14 protein-coding genes are annotated in these 21716 nt (G+C 63.7%); 5 read left to right on the forward strand and 9 right to left on the reverse strand.

Annotation, left to right across the window (positions count from 1 at the left end):
* Window positions 1-4: 4 nt before the first annotated feature.
* The 5 genes from rpoC to KF733_09355 all read right to left on the reverse strand — a co-directional run bounded on the left by rpoC (window position 5) and on the right by KF733_09355 (window position 10359).
* The gene (gene rpoC, locus KF733_09335; protein QYK55205.1) at window positions 5-4705 is read right to left on the reverse strand and encodes a DNA-directed RNA polymerase subunit beta'; all 4701 of its coding nucleotides are present in this window, start codon (window positions 4703-4705) and stop codon (window positions 5-7) included.
* 104 nt (window positions 4706-4809) lie between these two features.
* Window positions 4810-8766 (reverse strand): DNA-directed RNA polymerase subunit beta, encoded by a 3957-nt coding sequence (gene rpoB / locus KF733_09340; GenBank protein QYK55206.1) that lies wholly within the window; start codon window positions 8764-8766, stop codon window positions 4810-4812.
* A 259-nt stretch (window positions 8767-9025) separates the two neighbouring features.
* Window positions 9026-9295 (reverse strand): hypothetical protein, encoded by a 270-nt coding sequence (locus KF733_09345; GenBank protein QYK55207.1) that lies wholly within the window; start codon window positions 9293-9295, stop codon window positions 9026-9028.
* On the reverse strand, window positions 9296-9547 hold the full coding sequence (locus KF733_09350; GenBank protein ID QYK55208.1) for a hypothetical protein: 252 nt from the start codon (window positions 9545-9547) through the stop codon (window positions 9296-9298).
* Between the two features lie 8 nt (window positions 9548-9555).
* On the reverse strand, window positions 9556-10359 hold the full coding sequence (locus tag KF733_09355; GenBank protein ID QYK55209.1) for a hypothetical protein: 804 nt from the start codon (window positions 10357-10359) through the stop codon (window positions 9556-9558).
* Window positions 10360-10440: 81 nt separating this feature from the next.
* On the opposite strand from KF733_09355, the gene KF733_09360 reads away from it, so the two are divergent.
* Together KF733_09360 and KF733_09365 are read left to right on the forward strand one after the other, a co-directional pair.
* Window positions 10441-10749, forward strand: a complete 309-nt coding sequence (locus KF733_09360) for a hypothetical protein (protein ID QYK55210.1) — start codon at window positions 10441-10443, stop codon at window positions 10747-10749.
* Window positions 10750-10853: 104 nt separating this feature from the next.
* Window positions 10854-11534: a hypothetical protein gene (locus tag KF733_09365; protein ID QYK55211.1), complete on the forward strand. Its 681-nt coding sequence runs from the start codon at window positions 10854-10856 to the stop codon at window positions 11532-11534.
* Between the two features lie 168 nt (window positions 11535-11702).
* Here KF733_09365 and KF733_09370 read toward each other — a convergent pair whose 3' ends face one another.
* The gene (locus tag KF733_09370; protein ID QYK55212.1) at window positions 11703-12299 is read right to left on the reverse strand and encodes a GNAT family N-acetyltransferase; all 597 of its coding nucleotides are present in this window, start codon (window positions 12297-12299) and stop codon (window positions 11703-11705) included.
* Between the two features lie 84 nt (window positions 12300-12383).
* Here KF733_09370 and KF733_09375 point away from each other — a divergent pair, with 84 nt between their 5' ends.
* Together KF733_09375 and KF733_09380 are read left to right on the forward strand one after the other, a co-directional pair.
* Entirely contained in the window at window positions 12384-13301 is a 918-nt protein-coding gene (locus tag KF733_09375) for a WD40 repeat domain-containing protein (GenBank protein ID QYK55213.1), read from the forward strand.
* Entirely contained in the window at window positions 13291-14715 is a 1425-nt protein-coding gene (locus KF733_09380; protein ID QYK55214.1) for an NAD(P)/FAD-dependent oxidoreductase, read from the forward strand. The genes KF733_09375 and KF733_09380 overlap by 11 nt, the downstream gene beginning before the upstream one ends.
* 61 nt (window positions 14716-14776) lie before the next feature.
* Here the strand turns inward: KF733_09380 and KF733_09385 are convergent, their stop codons facing one another.
* Window positions 14777-16102, reverse strand: a complete 1326-nt coding sequence (locus KF733_09385; GenBank protein QYK55215.1) for a 2-oxo acid dehydrogenase subunit E2 — start codon at window positions 16100-16102, stop codon at window positions 14777-14779.
* 402 nt (window positions 16103-16504) lie between these two features.
* On the opposite strand from KF733_09385, the gene KF733_09390 reads away from it, so the two are divergent.
* On the forward strand, window positions 16505-18286 hold the full coding sequence (locus KF733_09390; protein QYK55216.1) for a hypothetical protein: 1782 nt from the start codon (window positions 16505-16507) through the stop codon (window positions 18284-18286).
* A gap of 204 nt (window positions 18287-18490) precedes the next feature.
* On the opposite strand, the gene KF733_09395 is transcribed toward KF733_09390, so the two are convergent.
* Entirely contained in the window at window positions 18491-20995 is a 2505-nt protein-coding gene (locus KF733_09395; GenBank protein ID QYK55217.1) for an ATP-dependent Clp protease ATP-binding subunit, read from the reverse strand.
* Window positions 20996-21229: 234 nt separating this feature from the next.
* The gene (locus KF733_09400; GenBank protein QYK57163.1) at window positions 21230-21715 is read right to left on the reverse strand and encodes a hypothetical protein; all 486 of its coding nucleotides are present in this window, start codon (window positions 21713-21715) and stop codon (window positions 21230-21232) included.
* Between the last annotated feature and the right edge of the window lies 1 nt (window position 21716).

Consider the following 21716-nt stretch of genomic DNA (forward strand, 5'->3'; position numbering starts at 1 on the left):
CGGATCAGTCTTCGATCGCGGGCTCTTCTGCCTGTGCGGCAAGGTCCGCAAGCGACATGCCTTCCAGGCCCGTTGCCATCGGCAGGTCGCCGTCTTCGGCCTCGACGAGCGCGGTGAGGGACTGTTGCGACCAACTCGGCTGGCTGCGGTCCACGTCGATCGCGAGTTCGCGGTAAGGCTTGACGCCCGTACCGGCCGGGATGAGCCGCCCGATGATGACGTTCTCCTTGAGGCCGAGCAGGATGTCGTGCTTTCCGCGGACGGCGGCTTCCGTCAGGACGCGCGTCGTCTTCTGGAACGAGGCGGCCGAAAGGAACGAGTCCGTCGCGAGCGAGGCCTCGGTGATGCCGAGCAAGATCCAGGTCGCGGTGGCCTCTTGCGGCTCGCGCTCCTTCTCCTGGCCGTCGATCGGGTCGATGTACTTGACCTTCTTGCCGCTGGCCTTGGCCGTGCGGACGCGCTCGTTCTCCTTGGCGAACCGGAAGCGGTCGACGATCTGACCCGGCAAGAACGGGGTGTTCCCCGGGTTCTCGACCCGCCGCTTTCGCAGCATCTGGCGGACGATCACCTCCAAGTGCTTGTCGTTGATGTCGACGCCCTGGTCTTTATAGACCGACTGAAGGTTTTCGATGAAGTACTCGTGGACGGCGGCGGCGCCGGCCAGGTCGAGCACCTCGTGCGGGTCGAGCGGGCCTTCGGTGAGCGGGTCGCCCTTGATCACCTTCTGTCCCTTTTGGACCGGCAGGTTGCCGAGCGGCGGGACAAGGATCGTGAAGAAGACCTTCACCCGCTCGATGCCGTACTTTCGCAGGGCCTGGAGGTTTTGGGTGGTCACCTTCTGTCCGACCAGGCGCTCCAAGGCGGCAATGGCTTTCTCGTCCAGCTCGCCGTCCTTGCTCGCCCACCCGTCTGGCTGGGCGATGTAAGCCTGGCGGATCGGGGTGTCAGAAGGCACTTCCGCCTCAACCACGACCCAGCGGCCAAAGCTTGACCGCTTGACGTCCATGACCGTGCCCGTGACCGGGCAGATGATCGCTTTACCGCGCGGCTGCTTTCGCGCCTCGAAGATCTCTTCGACGCGGACGATGCCGCTGGACTCGCCGGTCCAGGAATAGAAGAACGTCTTCCGGCTCCGCTCCCAGAGCTTGCGGCTGTCGGAGTCCTTCTTCTCAGCCGCCTTTTCCGCCGCCTTTGTGGAGCGGGTCGTCTTCTTGGGGGCATCGACCTGCTCGCCGATCGGCTGGCTGAAGAGCTCTCGGACCGTGTTCTCCTGGTCTTGGAGCAGCTTGCCCGGGTCAAAGTTCGAGAGGTCGGTCTGCGTCGCCTGCTGGAAGTCTTCCTGGAACTGGCGGACGAACTTACCAGTCTTGTACTGGTTCGTGCGGGCGATGTTCTTCGAACCCGCGACGCCGCCCGTGTGGAACGTGCGCATCGTGAGCTGCGTGCCCGGTTCGCCGATCGACTGGGCGGCGATGATGCCGACCGCGACCCCTTCCTCGACCACCTTGTGCGAGGCCAGGTCGACCCCGTAGCACTTGGCGCAGATGCCTTGGTCCAACTCGCACGAGATCGGCGACCGCACCAGGATGCCCAGGCGGCCGTGGTCGTCCACCTTGAAGCCGAACGACTCGTAGCGGGCGTTCAGGTTCTCGATCGCCTTGTCGTCGTCTTCCAGCGCCTCGCGCTCATCGGAATACCGGGTCTCCACCGCGTCCAGCTTTTTCCCGTGCACGGAGGTGATGAGCTCGTCGAAGGGCAGGATCAAGTCGCCGGTCTCGGGGTCGCTCACCGTGGTGAGGGACATGCGCCCTTCGGCGCGGTCGGAGATCGTCTCGATGGTCTTGCCTTCGTAGGTAAGCCGGCAGGCGAGGATGCCCTCGGTCGTGCCGCAGTCCTTCTTGCGGATGATCACGTCCTGGGCGACGTCGACGAGGCGACGGGTGAGGTAGCCCGCGTCGGCGGTGCGGAGGGCCGTGTCGGCAAGTCCCTTGCGGGCGCCGTGGGTCGTCACAAAGAACTCGAGCATGCTCAGGCCCTTCTGGAACGAGTTCCGGACGGGCAGCTCGTAGATAACCTCGTTGAACTGGTTGAACATCAACCCGCGCATGCCGGAGAGCTGCGTGAGCTGCTTTATCGAGCCGCGCGCGCCGCTGACGGTGATGATCGAGAGCGGGTTCTCCTGGCGCATCGAGTCCACGATGGCGCCGCCGACTTCGTCGTAGGTCCCGGCCCAGAGCCGCACGAGGCTGTCCTGCATCTCGCGGAACGAGATGAGGCCGCGGCGGAACTGCTCGAGGATCCTATCGGATCGGTTGTCTGCCTCGTCCAACATCTCCTGGCGGCGGCGCGGCGGGTCCATGTCCGTCAGCGCGATGCTGATGCCGTACTTCGTGGCCCACTTGAAGCCGAGCGCCTTCATGTCGTCCAGAAGCTTGATCGTGCCTTCCGTGCCGACCTCTCGGTGGCAGGTGACGATGGTGTCGGCGATCGCCCTCTTCGTCAGCTCGACCTGGAGGAACTTGTCGCTGAAGCGCATCGGGAAGGGCAGCGTCAGGTTGTGGATGAGGCGGCCCGGAGTCGTCGTCGAGATGAACGTCTCGAACTCCTGGGGCAACGGCACGAGTTCCTTGATCTCTTCGTCGAACTCGTTCCGGCTGTAGTGGATCTTGTACTCCACGCCCGTCTGCGGGTCGCGGTAATCGACCTCGTCCTTCGGCCGGAAGATGGGCCTCTTCAGACGGACACGGACGGGGTCGTTCAGACCGATCCGGTCGCTGTTCGGGCTCTCCAGTCGGAAGAGCACCTCGTCCGGCCCGGAATAGACGTAGGGCGCCGGGTTCTTCTCGGGGTCGGCCGCGTAAGCGTCGACCTGGTCCTGCAACCGCTTTGCCGAGGCCTTGTTCGTGTAGGTCAGCGCGTAGCAGCCGAGGACGATATCCTGGATCGGCGAGCACACGGGACGGCCGTCGGCCGGCGAGAACAAGTTCTGCGTCGAGAGCATGAGCACGCGGGCCTCGGCCTGCGCTTGGATGCTCAACGGCACGTGGACGGCCATCTGGTCGCCGTCAAAGTCCGCGTTGTAAGCGTGGCAGACCAGCGGGTGCAACTGGATCGCCTTGCCTTCGACGAGGATCGGCTCGAAAGCCTGGATGCCGAGGCGGTGCAGCGTAGGCGCACGGTTTAGCAACACCGGGTGCTCCTTGATGACGTCCTCGAGGCCGTCCCAGACCGCCGGGTGCATGCGTTCAATCATGCGCTTGGCCGTCTTGATGTTCTGCGTGATCTTGCGCTCGACGAGCGTCTTCATCACGAACGGCTTGAAGAGCTCGAGCGCCATCTCTTTCGGCAGGCCACACTGGTGCAGCTTCAGGTACGGGCCGACGACGATGACAGAGCGGCCAGAGTAGTCGACACGCTTGCCAAGCAGGTTCTTGCGGAACCGGCCTTCCTTACCCTTGAGCATGTCGCTGAGGGACTTCAGCGGGCGCTGGTTGCTGCCGACGACCGGGCGCGAGCGCCTGCCATTGTCGATCAGGGCGTCCACCGCTTCCTGCAGCAGCCGCTTCTCGTGGTTGATGATCGATTCCGGCGCTTGGATCTCGATGATCTTCTTCAGGCGGTTGTTGCGGTTGATGATGCGCCGGTAGAGGTCGTTGAGGTCGGAGGTCGCGAAGCGGCCGCCGTCAAGCTGCACCATCGGGCGAAGCTCGGGAGAGATCACCGGGACGATGTCCAGGACCATCCAGTCCGGCTTGCTGCGCGAGTTGATCAGCGCTTCGACAAGCTCAAGGCGCTTGATCGCGCGGAGCCGCTTCTGGCTGGTCGTGACGACGATCTCATTGCGGAGTTCCTTGACCATGCGGTCGAGGTCGACCGCGTTCAAGAGCTCTTTCGCGGCCTCGGCGCCGATGTTCGCACGGACGAGCGTGGCGAGGTCGGTGCGCAGGCGCCGGCCCACCTGGTCCAGCATCTTGCTGATCGCCCGCCACTTGTCCTCTTCGATCAGCTGGTTGACTTCCAGCTTTCCGATGAGTTCGGCGGCGATGTCCAGGTCGCGGACCCGCTCGTCCGCGTCGCGGTACTCGGCCCGGATGCGGTCGAAGTTCGCCTTCATACGGTCCCGAACGAACGACTCGTCGAAGTACTCGTCCGGGTTGTCGACCATCTCCTGGGAAAGGCGCTGCAGCGAATCCACCTCGAGCTGCCGCATCTGGGCCTGGATGGCCACCTTCTCCTGCTCGACCGCGTCCAGGATGGTCGGCAGCATCGACTGGATCTTTTCACTGTCCAGCTCGATGATGATGAAGCTCGCGAAATAGATGACCTTCTCAAGTTGCCGCGGGCTGATATCGAGGACCAGCGCCAGCGGCGACGGGACTCCCTTCAGGTACCAAATATGGCAGACAGGGGCGGCAAGCTCGATGTGGCCCATCCGCTCGCGCCGAACCTTGCTCCGCGTGACCTCGACACCGCACCGCTCGCAGACGATGCCCTTGTACTTGATCTTCTTATAGCGGCCGCAAGTGCACTCGTAGTCCTTGGTCGGGCCGAAAATGCGCTCGCAGAACAGCCCGTCCCGCTCCGGTTTGAAGGTGCGGTAGTTGATGGTCTCCGGCTTCTTGACCTCGCCGTAAGACCAGCCCTTGATGTCTTCAGGGCTTGCGACCCCGATACGGATTTTATCGAAAAGATTGCTGTCGGCCATATTGGTTAGCGGTTGGTAGTTGGCGGTTGGAAGTTGGCAGTTAGCGGTTCCGTTGGCGGTTGAAGGTCGGCACCGAACGCCAACCCTCAACCGCCAACCGCCAACTAGTTAAAGAACCCCACGCTCCTCGCGAGCCTCACGTCGTCTCCGCCGGTGAGTTCGTCGAGGTCCTTCAGGGTCAATTCCTTGTTCTGCGCGTCCTCGACCGTCACCTTTAGGCAGAGGCTGCGGAGTTCGTTGACGAGGATCTTGAAGCTCTCTGGGATGCCTGGCTCGCTGATCGGCTCGCCCTTGACGATGGACTCGTACGCCTTCACGCGGCCCATGACGTCGTCGGACTTGATGGTCAGCAGTTCCTGCAGCGTATAGGCGGCGCCGTACGCTTCCAGAGCCCAGACTTCCATTTCGCCGAAGCGCTGGCCGCCGAACTGCGCCTTACCACCCAGCGGCTGCTGCGTGACGAGCGAGTAGGGGCCGATCGAGCGGGCGTGGATCTTTTCGTCAGCAAGGTGCTCCAGCTTGAGCATGTAGATCACGCCGACCGTCATTTTGTTCGGCAGTTCGTCGCCGGTGAGGCCGTCCCGCAAGACCGACTTGCACGTGTTCGGGTCGAGGCCCGCGCGCCGGAAGACGTTCACCTGGAGCTTCTCCAAGATTTCCGCGTAGACCTCGTCCGGCGCCTTGAAGGGCTGGCCCGTCGAGACGGAGAGGTCTTCCGGTTCGAACATGTCGGGATCGACCGCGAGCAGCTCCTCCATCGTCCGCGTCGACTTCGCCGCGAGGATGCGGCTGATGCGCTCGAGCGACTCCTGGTCTAGCGAGCGGAGCTTGTCCTCGACCTTCGCCAGCATGGTCTCCAGCGAGTCGTCCGGTCGGAAGCGCATGTTCAGCGCGAGCTCCGAGTTCACGTACGCCTGCAAGGCTTGGACCCGCAGGTGCTCGCCCAGGCGCTGGACCTCGTGGAGGATCTCCTCTTCGGTCGCGCCTTCGAAGGCGGGGCACTCGTAGCGGCAATCCAGGTGCCGGCCGACCAGGCCCAGGTGCGTCTCCAAGATCTGGCCGATGTTCATTCGGCTCGGAACGCCGAGCGGGTTCAGGACGATGTCGACCGGCGTGCCGTCGGCCAGCACGGGCATGTCTTCCACGGGAAGGATGCGGCTGATGACGCCTTTATTGCCGTGGCGGCCCGCCATCTTGTCGCCGACCATGATCTTGCGCTTTTGGGCAACGTGGACCTGCACGGTCATGTTCGTACCCGCCGGCAGCTCGTCGCCCGCGATCTGGAGCAGGGGCTCGTCGGTGCGGTCGCAGATCAAGCGCTCGCGCTTCTTCGACTCTTTGTAGATATAGTTGATCGTCGGCGAAAGGTATTTGAACCGGCTGAAGACCTTGACGTCCACGACCGTCCCTTTCTCGCCGTGCGGCAGCCGGAGCGAGACGTCGCGGGTCTCCTCCGCCTTCTTGCCGAAGATGGCGATGATGAGCCGCTCTTCCGCCGTCATTTCGGTCTGGCCCTTGGGGGCGACCTTACCGACCAAGATGTCCTCGGGACGGACTTCCGCGCCGACCCGGATGATGCCGTTCTCGTCGAGGTCCTTGAGCGCGTCCTCGCCGACGTTCGGAATGTCGCGCGTGATCTCCTCGGGGCCGAGCTTAGTGTCGACCGCCTCCGTCTCATGGCGCTCGATGTGGATCGACGTGAACACGTCCTCCTTCACCAGGCGCTCGCTCAGGACGATCGCGTCCTCGTAGTTGTAGCCGTTCCACGGCATGAACGCGACGAGCACGTTCTTACCCAGGGCAAGGCGGCCGTCGTCGCAGGTGGCGCCGTCGGCGAGCGGGTCGCCGCGCAGCACGCGCTGGCCAGGCACGACCACCGGGCGGTGGGTGAAGCAGGTCGTCTTGTTGCTCTGGTAAAGGTGGGTCAGCTCGTAGGTGTCCTCGGTCCCGTCGTCCCCGACGATGCGGATCTCGTGGCTGGTCACATAGGTGACGAGCCCGTCGCGCCGGGCGCGGATCGAGGCCCCGGAGTCCACCGCGGCCCGGGCTTCGTGCCCGGTGCCGACCAAGGGCGCCTCGCTACGAAGGCAAGGCACGGCCTGGCGCTGCATGTTCGCGCCCATGAGGGCGCGGTTCGCGTCGTCGTTCTCCAGGAACGGGATGAGCGACGTCGCGACAGAAATGATCTGCACCGGCGAGACGTCCATCAGGTCGACGCGCAAGCGCGGCACGATCGGGTACTGGGCACCGCCGAAGTTCTTGTCGCCGCCCGGACAGCGGACCTGGATGGTGTCGCTGAGGATGCGCCCGTCCTCGTCCAGCTTGGTGTCCGCGGGCATGATGCGCTTGTCGAAGTCCTCGTTCGCCGTCAGGTAGACGATCTCCGGCTTGACGACCCCGTCGACGACGCGGCGGTACGGCGTCATGATGAAGCCGAACTCGTCGATGCGCCCGTGGGTGGTCAGCTGGCTGATGAGGCCGATGTTCGGACCTTCCGGCGTTTCGATCGGACAGATCCGCCCGTAGTGCGAGCGGTGCACGTCGCGGACTTCGAGCTTGGCGCTGGTGCGCTGCAGGCCGCCGGGGCCGAGGCTCGAAAGGCGCCGCTTGTTCGTGAGCTCGCTCAGCGGGTTCGTCTGGTCCATGAACGTGCTGAGCTGGTTGCTGCTGAAGAAGCTCTTGATCGAGGCGCTCACCGGCTTGACGCTGAGGATGATCGACGGCAGCAGGTTGTCCTGGTCGGCGCTCGTCATGCGTTCGCGGGCGACCTTCTCCATTCGGACAAAGCCCAAGCGCAGCTGGCTTTGGAGCAGCTCGCCCACCGAGCGGACCCGCTTGTTGCGCAGGTCGTCGATGTCGTCCTTGTCCATCTCCTTGTTCAGGTAGGGGCCCATGCCCAAGATGGTGCTGGTGAGGTCGTCGCTCGTGAGGTTGCGGATCTGGAGCGGGACGTTCAAGCCTAGCCGCTGGTTGAGGAACCGGCGGCCGACCTTGCCCAGGTCGTAGCGCCGCGGGTCGAAGAACAAGCTGTAGACCAGTTGCTTCGCCGCGTCCTCGTTCGCCGCCTCGCCGGGCCGCATCTGCTTATAGATAAAGAGGATGGCCTCGCGGGTGTTGGACGAAGGGTCGTTTGCGAGGGTCGCCTCGACGAGCTCGTCGAGCACGAGCACTTCCAGGGTCTCGACCCCGAGGGTGGCGATCTTCACCGCCGTCTCCTCATCGATGCGCTGAAGCGCGCCGACCAGGGACTTGCCGGTGCCGTCCTTCACCTCGGCAAGCGGGCGGGCGCCGATCAAATCGGCCGCTTCCGGGTTCGTGAGCGTCTGCTGGCGGCCGAAGGCCCACAGCATGTCGTCGCTCGTCCCGAGCGGAGACTCGACAAGAGCCTGGATCTCCTTCTGCTCGTCGGTCAGCCGGTCGAGCACCGCCTTGGTGAGGATCACGCCCTTCTCGAGCACGACCTCGCCCGTGTCCGGGTCGGCCATCGGTTCGCTAAGCTTTTTCTGCAGGCTCTCGCCTACTGGGCGGGTTTGGCGGTCGCGCCCCCGCTCAAAGCCGTGGAGGGCCTTGATCAAGAGGGTGATCGGCAGTTTCTTCGTCTGCGAAATCTGGGTCTTGACGACACCGTTGGCGTCGTTCTCGATCTCGAGCCAGGGGCCTTCGCTGGGGATGATGCGCGCACGGACGATCATCTGCATCGAAGTGTCGACGTCTTCCTCGAAGTAAAGGCCAGGGCTGCGGCTGAGCTGGCTCACGATGACCCGCTCGCGTCCATTGATGATGAACGTGCCTTTATCGGTCATGAGCGGAAGGTCGCCGAGGTAGACCTCGGACTCGATGACCTCCCGGTCCTTGCCGCCGAGCCGCACCATCGCTTTGATGGGCGCCTCGTACGTCATATCACGGTCGCGACACTCGCTCAGGTTGTACTTGGGCTCGCCAAGGACGAACTCGGCGAACTCAATGTAGTTGCTCTGGGTGAAGTCCCAGATCGGGGAGAAAGTTTGAAAAAGCTCCGGAAGTCCTTCCTCAAGGAACCAACGGTACGATTCAAGCTGCAATTCGAGAAGATTGGGAACCTCGAGCGTCCGGCCGATGCGCTTCGAGGTAGGCGTAATAACTCTCATGGGGCGAACCGGGACTGGTCACAATACCCCTTTGCCCCCGAAGCCGGGCACGGACTAGAGAGGCCGGTTGAACCTAAAGTCCGATACCAGCATTGACACTTTTTCTACATTTTAGGGCTAAATGCCCACAAGGATCGCCCCGTCGCTTCCCTATCACCCTCAATTATAGCCCATCTGGCGTTTCCGCGCCAGATCAATTGTTAAGAGACGGCCGCACGTCCGAATTCAGGGCGACCTGGTTCACGCGGTCGCGCAGGTCGGCCACTTCGCCCCGCAGGGCGCGGATCTCCTCCAGCACCATCTGGTCCCCGGCAGAACTTCTCCCGTGGAGCAGCTCGGCCATCTTCCTTTGGTGCTCGGCGAGGTCCCGCATGACCTTCGTCGCGATGCCGCCGACAATGGCGAACACCGGGATCAGGAGGGCAAGGATCGGGATGAAAAGGGCGATCTGGCCTTCACTCATCTATCTGGCCTCCAAGTGCTCTTGCAGGGGCGGCGGTTCCAACTGCCGGTCGAGGCGCGTGTCCAAAGCGATGGCCTGACGGTTCACCGCGTCTCGCAGAGCCCGGACTTCTTCGCGCAGCGCCAAGAGATCCGAGTCGTTCGACTGGCCGTGGTTCTTGTGGATGATCTCCGCCATCTTTCGCTGGTGGCTCGTCAAGATCGCCACGATGGGGATCAACATAAGGAAGATGGCGGGGATCACTCCAAGCATGTCGGACATCAAGTTTCCTCCGAAGATGAATTATGCTCGGTACGGCCCTCGACGAAGATAGGTTGCGAGGTGGCTAAAGAGGCTTCCCCTCTGGGAGCCCGGTTCCGCACTGCGTGGATGATGCCCACGGCGATCATAAGCCCCATCACGCCCCAAAAGACGAGGTGCGGCATCTCTGGGATGGCGAACCCGAGCCGCTCCGGCGCGCTGCGGTTATAGGCAACGATCGCGTTGTGCCCGGCCATCAGCGAGAGCTTCACCCCGACCCAGCCGACCAGCGCATACGCCAGGTGCTCGAGCGACGGGAACTTGTCAAGGAGGCCGATGAAGAAGCCGGCGGCAAACCGCAAAAGGACGACGCCGAATATGGCGCCGGTATAGACCACCCACAGCTTCTCCGGCCCTTTAACGATCGCCACCGCAGCCACGACGCTGTCCACCGCAAAGGCGATATCGGTAAGTTCCACCGCCACCACGGTCGCCCAGAACCCCTTCTGGACGGCGGAGCCCACCGCGTCGTCCCCAACGTGGCGCTGGCGGAAGTGCTTGATCGTGATGTAAAGCAGGTAGCCCGCGCCGATCAACTGCAGCCACCACAGCTGAATGATGTAGGACGCGAGAAGAATGGCTAGCGCACGGAAGACGAAGGCGCCTCCAAGGCCGTAAAGCAGCGCTTTCTTCTGCTCCACGCGCGGCAAGTGCCGCACCATGATCGCCAGGACGAGCGCGTTGTCCGCCGAAAGCAGCCCCTCTAACAAGACCAAGAACCCGATGACGGGAAGGTCGGCGGCCGAGAAGGTTTGCGGCGACATGACGCGAGCGATGTATTGTGCCACGGACAACAGGGGCCCAAGTGGCTTGGCCCCTTCCGACGATAATCATAAACGACAAAGATGCCGACCTACGTGTACGAGTGCAAGACCTGCTCTAAGACCATCGAAGTCGAGCAACGCATCACGGAAGACCCGCTGAAGGACTGTGACTGTGGCGCGAACGGCTCGCTTCGCCGCCTCATCCAACCCACCGCCGTGCTCTTCAAGGGCGCGGGCTTCCACATCAACGACTATTCGGGCAAGCCCACCGCCAATGCCAGCGAGAAGGCGCCCGACAAGGCCCCGAGTGAAGCGTCGTCACCAGCCCCAGCCGCCCCCTGCGGCCCCAGCTGTGCCTGCAGCCCTGGCCCCGCCACGACCTCAGAGTGACCAGGCGAAAGCCCGGCCAGCCCCTGCGCTAAGCGCCGTGACGTCGCAGCCGACCTGGCACCTCAACCGGGCCACTGGGAAGACTTTTGCCTGCAAATGGAGCCATGCTTATCATCGACAACTTCGACGGAGGGGACTTCGAGCGGGTGTTTCGGCAGCCGGGCTCCTATGGCGACATCATCCGGAACATCGATCCTCGCGACACGATCGGGGGGTCGAGGCAGTACGGATTCCGGCTCTTCCAAAACCTCGGCATGGTGGACGTCGTGATGGAAAACCGCGCTGGCCGTCACCAGGTGGCTTGGCCCACCCAGCGGCCGAACGTCCTTTGCGAGTTGTACTTCGACTACGGCGCAGGCGACCCGATGGAGGTGGACATGGGGTTCGCGACCAGCATCCAGGTCGACCGCGACACCACGCCTGACGAGATCAATGCGACCGGGTACACACTGTTTCTCCGCGACGCCGACGGCCGCTCGGCGAACAACATCCATTGGCGGCAAAGGCCTGACCAGGGGATCGAGTTCTTCCGCAGCGACTTCAGCCGCCAGATCGACTGGAGCAGGATCGAGTTCGTCCGGTTCCTGCAGACCTACGACAACTTCTCCGGGACGATCAATGAGTTCCGGACCCTAGAGATCCACGCCGTGCCGGAGCCTGCGACGGTCTGGTTCGTCTCGGTCTCACTGACGCTTGCTTTTAGTCGGGCCCGGAGGAACCGCGCCCGACCCCAAGCGCTGTCCGTCACTTTTTTCATGCCTCGGCACGCCCCGTGCCGAGGCTAGTTGCGACCTGTCGCCATGACGCTGAATGGAATTGCTTGGACCGCCTTCCGCCCAGCTGCTCCATGGCGCCATGTTACCGGCCCAACCCTGCCATGGGCTAACCGCGGCGAGTGCGTCCTTGTTAAGAACTTCCCCGTGTGGCATCCCTGGCCCGATGGCCCTTCGCGCCTAGCCCTGCCCGCCCAAGTGTTCCAGCCGGTTCAACAAGGCCGCTTTCACGTCCGGCCACTCTTCGGGCAGCACACTGAAGTAAGCCGTCTGGCGCCGGTGCCCGTCCGGCATGACCACGTTGTTCCGCAGCACTCCCTCGAACTTCGCCCCCAGCTTCCGGATCCCGGCCTTGCTCCGCTCGTTGCGGTCGTCGCACTTCAGCTGGACACGGATGCAGCCCATCGCCTCAAAGGCGTGCCGGAGCATCAGGAGCTTGCTTTCGGGGTTCACGAACGTCCCGCGCCATTGCGGCGCGTACCACGTGTGCCCGATCTCGAGGTTGCGATGGGCCGGGTTTAAGTCGAACATGGAAGAAGAGCCGACCACCTTGCCACCCTCCCGCAAGACGACGGCATAGCCAAAGGAGCCCGGTGCGGTGCGGTCTTGGACGAGCCGCTCGAACCCCGCGACGGTCATTTCAGGGCGCGGGACGGTGAAGTAACGGAACGTCTCGAGGTCGAAGGCGTCCAGCAGCCCGGGCGCGTGCCGAGCCTCCAGGGGCTCCAACCGGACCCACCTTCCCTCCAGCGTCTGTGGGCGCTCCCAATCGTCCATATCCGCATTTTCCCCGGAGACAGGAAGAGGGCCAGGAAAAATTCTTTAGCGGCCATTCAACTTCCCTTCGGTATTCTTACTATCGTGATAGCAGCGCTAACATTCGTTCTTACCGTTCAAGCCCATCCGGGCGGGGCTCGGTGCGCTGATTTCCGACCGGACGGCAAGGTGCTCGCCACTGCGGGCGACGACGGCTCCATCAAGGTTTGGCTCACAAGCGACTGGTCGCTCCGACGCCAGACCAAGAACGCGCACGGAGGGCACGTCACCCAGATCGCCTTTAGCGGCGACGGCCGCCTCCTCGTCAGCGGGGGCTACGACGGCGTCGTCAACGTTTGGTCCGCCACAGACGGCCGCAAGATCAAAGGCTGGAGGAGCGGGACCTCATACGTCAGCGGGGTGGCCGCCTCGCGCGACGGCAACCGCGTCTACAGTTGCGGTTACGACAACCGCGCTAAGATGTGGGACGCGCGGACGGGCCGCCTTCTCCAAACTTATATAGGACTGCCGAGCGACGCCTACGGCATGGCCGTCTCGCACGACGACAAGGTGCTCTGCGCCGTCGGCCCGAGCAAGGGAGTCGTAGTCTGGGACGTGGCCACCGGCAAGAAACTCTTCAGCGGCTCCTACGAAGGCGATTACGCCGCGGCGGCGTTCAGCCCAGACGGGCGACGCTTGGCCGTCGGTGCCCTCAGCGGGCAGATGCAAATTTTCTCGGTGCCGCGCGGTGAACCGCTCTACAAGGGCCGGCCCGAGCGGACGGGGATCATCAGCCTAAAATGGCTGGACAACGACCGCTTGCTCGTCGGGAGCTACGACCTGACTGCGACGATCTATGACGGCTCCATGAACCAGATCTCGACCTATGGGGTCTCGAAGGACTCCCTCTTCGGGGTGACTGCCACCGAGGATGGAAAGACGGGCGTCTTCTGCTCTTTCGACGGCCAGGTCGTCGTCCGCGACCTAGCCGATTGGCGCGAAATCGCGGTCCTTGGGCGGTAAGCCGTTGGTGCTGGTGGTCGGTGCGGGAGCGGCAGGGATCTTTGCCGCCTGGAACGCGGCCCGCCACGGGGCGCGGGTCGTGCTGCTGGAGAAGACCGACCGCATCGGCACCAAAGTGCTGATCTCGGGCGGGGGCAAGTGCAATGTCGCCCACGACGGCCCGCTGGAGGACGTGCTGAAGGCGTTCCGTCCGAACGAGGCCCGCTTTATCCGCCCCGCCTGCTACCGCCTGCCGAACACGGAGATCGTCCGCATGATGACCTCGCGCGGGTTGGAGGTCTACACCCGCCCGGACGGCCGCGTCTTCCCAGTCGACCAGACGGCCAAGGACGTGGTCGCGATCCTTCAGGGATACCTTTCGGAGGAGGGCGTCGAAGTCCGGCTTGAAACGCCTGTGACCGGGCTGCGGTTCTCTCCGGCGCCCCCTCGCCCCTCCGGGGGAGAGGGGGTTGGGGGTGAGGGGTCGGTCAGCCGCAGGGTCGATGGGGTCGAGACCAGTGAGGGCTTCCTTCCCTGCCGCCACGTCGTGCTCGCCACCGGCGGGAGCAGTTATCCCAAGAGTGGCACGACCGGCGACGGCTGGCCCTGGGCGAGGGACGCCGGGCACACGATCGTCACCGTGCGGGCCGCGCTCGCCCCGATGCACATGCACCTCGACGAATGCCCCCAGCGGCCGGGCGTGGCCGTGCGGGACTGCGTGTTGAAGGCCAGGGTCGTTGGGCGTCAAGCCGCCCAATCCATAGCGGAGTCGAGCCTCCGCACTCCAGCGGAGTCGAGCCTCCGCACTCCAGCGGAGTCGAGCGTCCACACCCCAGGAAAGGAGGTCGCGCGGTGGCGCGGGGACCTTCTCTTCACCCATCGAGGGGTCAGCGGGCCGACCGTGCTCGGCATCAGCCGGGCCGTCGCCGAAGTTATAGATGGAGCATCCGTCAACCTGGAGGTCGACCTCAGGCCCGACGAGGGCTTCGAACAAGTCTCCGAAAGCCTGCGCCGCTGGTGCGCGGAAAACCCGCGCCGCGGCCTCGGCGCTTATGTGGGCGGGTTCGTGGCCGAGAGCCTGGTCGAGGACGTGTGCGGGTCGGCAGGGCTCGATCCAGAAGAACGTGGCGGGCAAGCCGGGAAGAAGGCGCTCAACCGGCTGGTCGAAGCGATGAAGGCCTGGCGCATTGGCCGGGTCAAGCGAGTGGACCTAGAGAAGGGCGAGGTCGTCGCCGGTGGCGTGAGCCTCGACGAGGTCGACCCCCAGACCATGCGCTCGCTCCGATGCGAGGGCCTCTATCTCTGCGGAGAGGTGCTCGACGTGGCCGGCCCGGTCGGCGGCTACAACCTCCAAGCCGCCTTCGCAACGGGGTTCGTAGCGGGCGAGACGGCGGCTAAGGACGCCCTCTCCTTCGCTGAAGCAGGGGGTAGGTGAGCGTCGGCGAACCTCACCCCCCCCCTCTCCTTCGCTGGAGGAGAGGGGGGCCTCGGACGGCTTAGCGGTAGAAGTCGAACTTCTCGAGCCGACCCTTGACCGCCTGCAAGAACCGGCCGGCCGTAAGGCCGTCGACGAGGCGGTGGTCGTAGGTCAGGACAAGGTTCATCACCGAGCGAACCGCGATCATGTCGTCGATGATCACCGGCTTCTTCGTGATGCCATAGGCGCCGATGATGCCGCTTTGCGGTGCATTGATCATCGGGGTTCCGAGGACGGCCCCATAGCTGCCCGGGTTCGTAAGGGTGAAAGTGCCGCCTTGGACGTCGGCCACGCCGAGCTTGTTGCCGCGGGCGTTCGCCGCGATCTGCTCCAGGTCCCTCGCGATCTCCACCAGCGACTTGGACTGACAGTCCCGGATCACGGGCACGATGAGCCCGCCCTCACCCCGCTCGCCCAGTGAGACGGCGACGCCCATATGGACGCCTTTATAGAGCGTCACCTGGCCGTCGACCAGCGAGGCGTTGAGGTAGGGGAACTCAAGAAGGCTGTCCGTCAGCGCTTTGATGAAGAACGGCGTGTAGGTCAGCTTCACCCCGAACTGGGCTTGGAACGAGTCCTTATTGATCTCGCGGAACTTGACGAGGTTCGTCACGTCCACCTCGATGAGCGTCGAGACGACCGGCACCTGGCTCGACCGCGTCATCGCCTCGGCGATCATCTTGCGCATGCCGACAAGGGCGTGCGTCTCGCTCGCCCCGGCCACCGCCGAAGCGGGCGCGGCAGCGGCGAACGAGAGGTCGGCCGCGGGAGCCGTGGCCGGGCCGGGCCGACCAGCAACGGGGGTCGCGCCACGCCGGTCAATGAAGTCTTGAAGGTCTTTCTTGTTCACCCGCCCGCCCGCGCCTGAACCTACGATCTGGGCCAACTCAGCCTCCGAGACGCCGGCATCTTTCGCCATCGAGCGGACGAGCGGCGAGAACCACTTGCGCTTCCCGTCGCTACCGGATTGGGCGGCCGCAGGCTCGACGGCCCCGTTCTCGGGAGCCGGGGCCGGGGTCTCTGTCGGCTTGGCAGGCGCTTGGGTCGGATTCGGGGTCGAGGCGGCGGCGCCTCCAACGTCGGCGATCATCTCCTTCGCCTTCGCCTCGTCGGCCTCGATCAGACCCATCGCGTGGAAGACTTCGACCTCGCCGCCCTCCTCCACCATGATCTTCACCAGCACCCCGCTGGAAGGCGCGCCAAGCTCCGTGTTCACCTTGTCGGTCATGATCTCCACGACCGGCTCGTCCTCCTTGACATAGTCGCCGATCTTCTTTAACCAGCGACTCACCGTCCCTTCGTGCACCGACTCGCCCAGTTCGGGCATCAGGATCTCCACGGGCATACGCTTGATTCTAGCCCGGTTCGCTTGCAGTCTTCAGCCCGGAAAGGCCGTGCGGCGCTTGACTCTAGGGCTGTCCGCTTCATCCGTTCGATCCCCCCACCCGGTATTAACCCTGGGCGGCCCGCCCTAGTCGGCGCAGGAATGGGCCCTTATGCCCAAGCAACCTCGGGGAGTTTTCCACATGGAGGTCGCCACGCTCCCTACGGCCCTGCGCGGTCCCTAGCAGGACTACCAGACCGGAGGCAGATCACCGCATATCGTGATAGCCAGGGGGCGCGTTCCGGTGCTAGAATGATGGCATTACGGAGTGCATTCAACTTCTTGGAGAGGGGTGCAAGGAGAGATTTTTCCTTGTCGCTTCGAGTGCGCTTTCGTAAGATCCACGCTAAGAGAGTCAAGCATATGAAGCGACTTGCGCTAATCGCTGGAGTTGTTGCTTGTGTGACCGGAGCGTTCGCTCAGACGAACCTCTTCCGCAACGACTTCCAATACACAAACTCGTACGGTCCCGCAGGCCCCACCGGTGCCTGGAACGGTCAGCCCGCCTACACGCAGTGGGTTCGCTGGCCTGAACGAGGCTCGGGTGTCAGACTGTCCTCCGCCGCTACGCTCACCCAGATGACCTTCTGGACGCTTCACGTTATCAACGACGGCCTTGCCGGCGGCGAGAACGTGACGGTTCAGATCTATGCCAACGACGGCGCCAACACCACCGGCACCAACGGCACGGTCCTGGCCAAGCCGGGCACGCTCCTCTGGACGAGCCCCGCGATCCCGGTGCAGCAGGGCGACCGCGTTCTGAACATTCCGATTCCGAACATCGCGGCTCCGGCTAACATCACGTTCACCTACAAGTACCAGGGCGGGCAGCTCGATCCGGGCCCCTATGACCCGAACATCAACCCGAACCTGGCTGGTGGCCGCTTCCTCGGTAAGGCCGTCCTCGGCAACTCCGTGGGCCCGACGGGCGTCACTTGGCGCCGCGTCTTCACCACGAGCGGCGCTTCGGACTGGGGCGCCCAGGAGAACCCGGGCGGCACCTTCCCGACGAACATCCCGTTCAACATCGGCGCCTCCTTCTGGAGCGGTTCGGTCAACGTCGGCGCCATCGGTGCTCCGTACGACAACCAGACCAACGCCAGCCCGGTGGCCTTCTTCTATGGCCTTCCGGACGACACGGGTTACACCGAAGCCGGCAACACCTGCACGGTGGAAGGCACGGCTCGTCAGATCTCGAACATCGACATGAACATTTATGCTCAGACCGAGAACGAGAGTGGCAACCCGACGGCGAAGATCCGCATCTGGAACGTGAACGGCACGTCCGTCTTCGGTGGCGGAGCCGGCACCCCGACGACCCTGATCTGGGAGAGCCCGGCTCAGGCCATCCCCAAGGGCCTTGGTAACGCGCTCACCGGCGAAGGCGAACTCGTGACCCTGTCGATCCCGGCCAACTTCACGTTGCCGGCGAACGGCGAGTTCTGCTGGTCGATCCTCGTCCAGGGCATGGTCGCCGACGGTGTCGCCGGCCCGGCCGCCCGATGGCGCGCTGAGACTGCCCCGGCTGACGCTGGCGGCACTCCGAACGGATTCTTCCAAACCGTTACCCCCGGTACCGGCTGGGAAGGCCCGTTCATCTTCCAGAACAACCCTCCTGGAAGCGGCACCTTCGTGTACCAAAACCCGGCGATCTTTGACATCAAGTTCACCGCCGGTTCGACGAACCAGGAGCTCTTCCCGAGCGCCTTCCGCGTCGCCCTTGGTCGCCAGACCGCGGGTAACCTCGCCAGCCTCCAGGCCGACGACGGTAACTTCCTTGAAGTCCGCAAGTTCATCGTTCCGAACCAGCAGGTTCCCCCGGTGAACATCGAGGCTGACTTCTCGACGAACATCACCAACCCGACCAGCATCAAGATGGATGTCAAGAGCCGCATGGGCAACACTGGTTCGTTCCAGCAAGCCACCGAGCTCCGCGACTTCACCGGCGCTGCCTGGGTCAACACGAACACTGCCACGATCACCGGTACCTACACGGTTAAGACCGCTACGGGCACCGCGCCGTTCAACCGCTACGTCAGCGGTGGCATTGCTCGAGGCCGCTGGACCGTTCGACAGACCGGCCCGTCCGCCCTCAGCCTCTGGATCGTCCAGACTGACTTCGCCAAGATGACCATCGGCGGCTAATAGCTCCCGATCGTTAACAGATAGGCGAGCCCCCCGCTCCTTTATGGAGCGGGGGGCGTTTCTTTGTGCCCTAGCGCCCACCGCGTAGCCGCAGGCTGTCCGCAGGACGGCGCGAGCCGCGCCGCACCCAACTCCATCCCCAGAAACTAAGAAGGGCCGCCCGGTTTCCCGGGCAGCCCTTCCGTTCAGAACAGCCGTCGCCGACTAGTTCTTGCTCAACTCGACCGTCTCTTTCGAGCGGCCTTTGCCGGTCGGCTTCTTGCGGAAGCTGACCTTGTCTTCGCCGTCCTTCTCCGCGACGATGGTGTCGCCGGGGGTGAAGGTGTTGGTCAAGAGCTCTTCGCTGAGCGGGTCTTCGATGAACCGCTGGACCGCGCGGCGAAGCGGACGGGCGCCAAGGTTCGGATCGTAGCCCTTGTCTACCAAGAGCTGCTTCACCTCTTCGCTCAGCTCGATCGTAATGCCGATCTCCGCCGCCTGCTTGTTCACCCGCTTCAGGTAAAGGTCCGCGATCTGGAGGATCTCTTCCTTCTTCAGGTGCTGGAACACGATGACCTCGTCGACACGGTTGAGGAACTCGGGCCGGAAAGACTTCTTCATCTCGTCCAGCATCTTGTTCTTCATGTTCTCGTAGGTCTTCGGATCGTTCACGTCCATCGCGGTGTCGCGGAAACCCAGGCCCTTCTCGAGCTCGATCGGCCGCACGCCGACGTTGGAGGTCATGATGATGATCGTGTTCCGGAAGTCCACCGTCCGACCTTGCGAGTCGGTGAGCTGTCCGTCCTCCATGACTTGGAGGAGGATGTTGAACACCTCAGGGTGCGCCTTCTCGATCTCATCGAGGAGAACGACGCAGTACGGGTTCCGCCGCACCTGTTCGGTGAGCTGCCCGCCCTCGTCGTAGCCGACGTAGCCAGGAGGCGCGCCGACCAGCCGCGACACCGCGAACCGTTCCATGTACTCGGACATGTCGATCCGGACGATGTTCGACTCCTTCTCGTAGAGGTATTCGGCCAAGGCCTTGGCCAACTCGGTCTTGCCGACGCCGGTGGGGCCGAGGAACATGAAGCTGGCGATGGGCCGCTTCGGATCCTTCAGTCCGCTCCGGGCGCGGCGGATGGCACGGGCGACCGCGCCGACCGCGTCGTACTGGCCGATGATGCGGCCGTGGAGGTCTTCCTCCATCCGCAACAGCTTTTGCTGCTCGCCTTCGACCAGGCGCGTGACCGGGATACCGGTCCAGCTCTGGACGATCTGGGCGATCTCGTGGTCGCCGACGATGGCCTTCGGCTTCTCTTCGGCGTGCCAGGCTTCTTCTCGCTCGGTCACTTCGTTATCGAGGTCGTCGATCGCTTCCTCAAGCTTCTGATAGGCCTCTCCATCGGGATCGTGCCGCCGCAGGTGGTCGAGCTCAGAGCGCATTTTGCTCAAGCGGACCTTGTCCTGGCGGACTTCCAAGGGAGGCAGCGACTGCTGCAGTCGGACGCGACTGGCCGCCTCGTCGATGAGGTCGATCGCCTTGTCTGGCAGGCTTCGGTCACTGATGTACCGCTGGCTGAGCTGCACCGAGGCCGAGATGGCCCCGTCGGTGATCTCAACGTCATGGTGCGCCTCATAGCGCTCGCGAAGACCCTTCAGAATGTCGACCGCCTCTTCCTCGTTCGGTTCGCGGACCTTGACGGCCTGGAACCGGCGTTCGAGGGCGGCGTCGCGCTCGATGTACTTACGGAATTCGTCCTGCGTGGTCGCGCCGATGCATTGCAGCTCGCCGCGGGCCAGCGCCGGCTTCATAATGTTGCTGGCGTCGATGGCGCCTTCTGCAGCGCCCGCCCCCACCAACGTGTGAAGCTCGTCGATAAAGAGGATCACGTGTCCCTCGGACCGTCGGACCTCCTCCATAACCTTCTTCATGCGCTCTTCGAACTCGCCGCGGTACTTAGTACCGGCGACGAGCCCCGCTAGGTCGAGCGCCACCAATCGCTTGTTCTTTAACAAGTCGGGGATGTCGCCACTCACGATGCGGAGCGCCAAGCCCTCGGCGATCGCCGTCTTACCGACGCCGGGTTCACCGATCAGGCACGGGTTGTTCTTTGTGCGCCGAGTCAGGATCTGCATGACCCTCTCGATCTCTTGCTGACGGCCGACGACGGGGTCGAGCTTGCCCTCATGGGCAAGTTCCGTCAAGTCGCGGCCGAATTCGTCCAGCGTCTGGGTCTTGACCCCGCCCTGGGTGCCGGTACCGGACGCCCTTTGCGAGGTGCCCCGGCTCTGCGTGTCGTTGTCTTGCAAGGACATGACTTCGCGACGGGCGCGTTCAAGTTCGACGCCAAGCTTGGCCAGCACTCTGCCGGCCAGGCCGTCACCCTCGCGGATGAGGCCGAGCAACAGGTGCTCGGTGCCGATGTAGTTGTTGTTGAGGTTGCGGGCTTCGTCATAGGCCAGGTCGATGACTCTCTTCGCCCTCGGCGTCAAGGTCATGTCCTGGGTTTGACGCGCTTCCCCGCGGGGAAGCTGCTTTTCGACTTCGGCCCGAATTCGGCTCAGGCTGACCCCGAGCCGGTCGAGAACCCTGGCCGCAACGCTGTCGGTCTCGCGGACGAGGCCCAACAGCAGGTGTTCGGTGCTGACATAGCCCTCACCAAACTTCTGCGCTTCTTCTTGTGCGAAGAAGACGACTTTTCTCGCGCGTTCTGTGAAACGCTGCCACATGTTCTCAGTTCACCTCCGTGATCTTGCCCGCTCCAGGGCCGGTGTCTCCTAGGTACCCGATCCTGCCTCGGCTGTGCCGAGGATGACCGGGCTCCAACTGGGTAGACGAGCCGAAACCCGGCTCGGTGCCCATGGGGTGCACTTTTTCCTTACCGAGCGACACCCTATAGTGTTGTCGGCGGAACGGACGGTCAAGTTGACTTGTCACCGTACCTTTAAGTTCCATTTTTCCCCCTACCGTTCCGGGGGCCCACCCCGGGCAACCATTTCATACCTAGCACCGCCGGGACTTAAGAAACTTTGAAAGAGGACAAGCGAGCCTAGGTCAAATTCGATCTTTGGGAAGGTAGCCGGGATCGTAACCTCGCGCGGCTTACGCAACCTTGCCAAAGTCACGTGCAGGCTCGGAACATTGTTCAGGTGGAACGCAGCGCGCAAGACCTCGGCCATGAAGAAAAGGTCGTCTCCGTCCGCCAAAAGTCGCACGGCAAGGGCCGACTTCCCCGTCTGCGCCCATCCTGCCGCAGAGACCCGCACCGGTCGCCAGCGGACCGTGCCAAGGGCCGTCACCAGGTGCCGGGTCTGGGCCTCGTCGCACTCTCCAAAGAAGGCCAAGGTGGTGTGAAGGGTTTCCGGTGGGACAAGCCGTACCTGACGGGCGTTCAAGACTTCGGCCGCATGTTCAGCAAGAGCACGCGCAGAACCTCTGAGAGAGGGCAGG

It is taken from the genome of Fimbriimonadaceae bacterium (genome assembly GCA_019454125.1).
Classification (GTDB): domain Bacteria; phylum Armatimonadota; class Fimbriimonadia; order Fimbriimonadales; family Fimbriimonadaceae; genus JALHNM01.

Coding starts and splice junctions, on each gene's coding strand:
- KF733_09355 (QYK55209.1), bottom strand. CDS start 10,359: ATGTCGCCGCAAACCTTCTCGGCCGCCGACCTTCCCGTCATCGGGTTC.
- KF733_09370 (QYK55212.1), bottom strand. CDS start 12,299: ATGGACGATTGGGAGCGCCCACAGACGCTGGAGGGAAGGTGGGTCCGG.
- KF733_09385 (QYK55215.1), bottom strand. CDS start 16,102: ATGCCCGTGGAGATCCTGATGCCCGAACTGGGCGAGTCGGTGCACGAA.
- KF733_09360 (QYK55210.1), top strand. CDS start 10,441: ATGCCGACCTACGTGTACGAGTGCAAGACCTGCTCTAAGACCATCGAA.
- KF733_09390 (QYK55216.1), top strand. CDS start 16,505: ATGAAGCGACTTGCGCTAATCGCTGGAGTTGTTGCTTGTGTGACCGGA.
- KF733_09365 (QYK55211.1), top strand. CDS start 10,854: ATGCTTATCATCGACAACTTCGACGGAGGGGACTTCGAGCGGGTGTTT.
- rpoC (QYK55205.1), bottom strand. CDS start 4,705: ATGGCCGACAGCAATCTTTTCGATAAAATCCGTATCGGGGTCGCAAGC.
- KF733_09395 (QYK55217.1), bottom strand. CDS start 20,995: ATGTGGCAGCGTTTCACAGAACGCGCGAGAAAAGTCGTCTTCTTCGCA.
- KF733_09350 (QYK55208.1), bottom strand. CDS start 9,547: ATGCTTGGAGTGATCCCCGCCATCTTCCTTATGTTGATCCCCATCGTG.
- KF733_09345 (QYK55207.1), bottom strand. CDS start 9,295: ATGAGTGAAGGCCAGATCGCCCTTTTCATCCCGATCCTTGCCCTCCTG.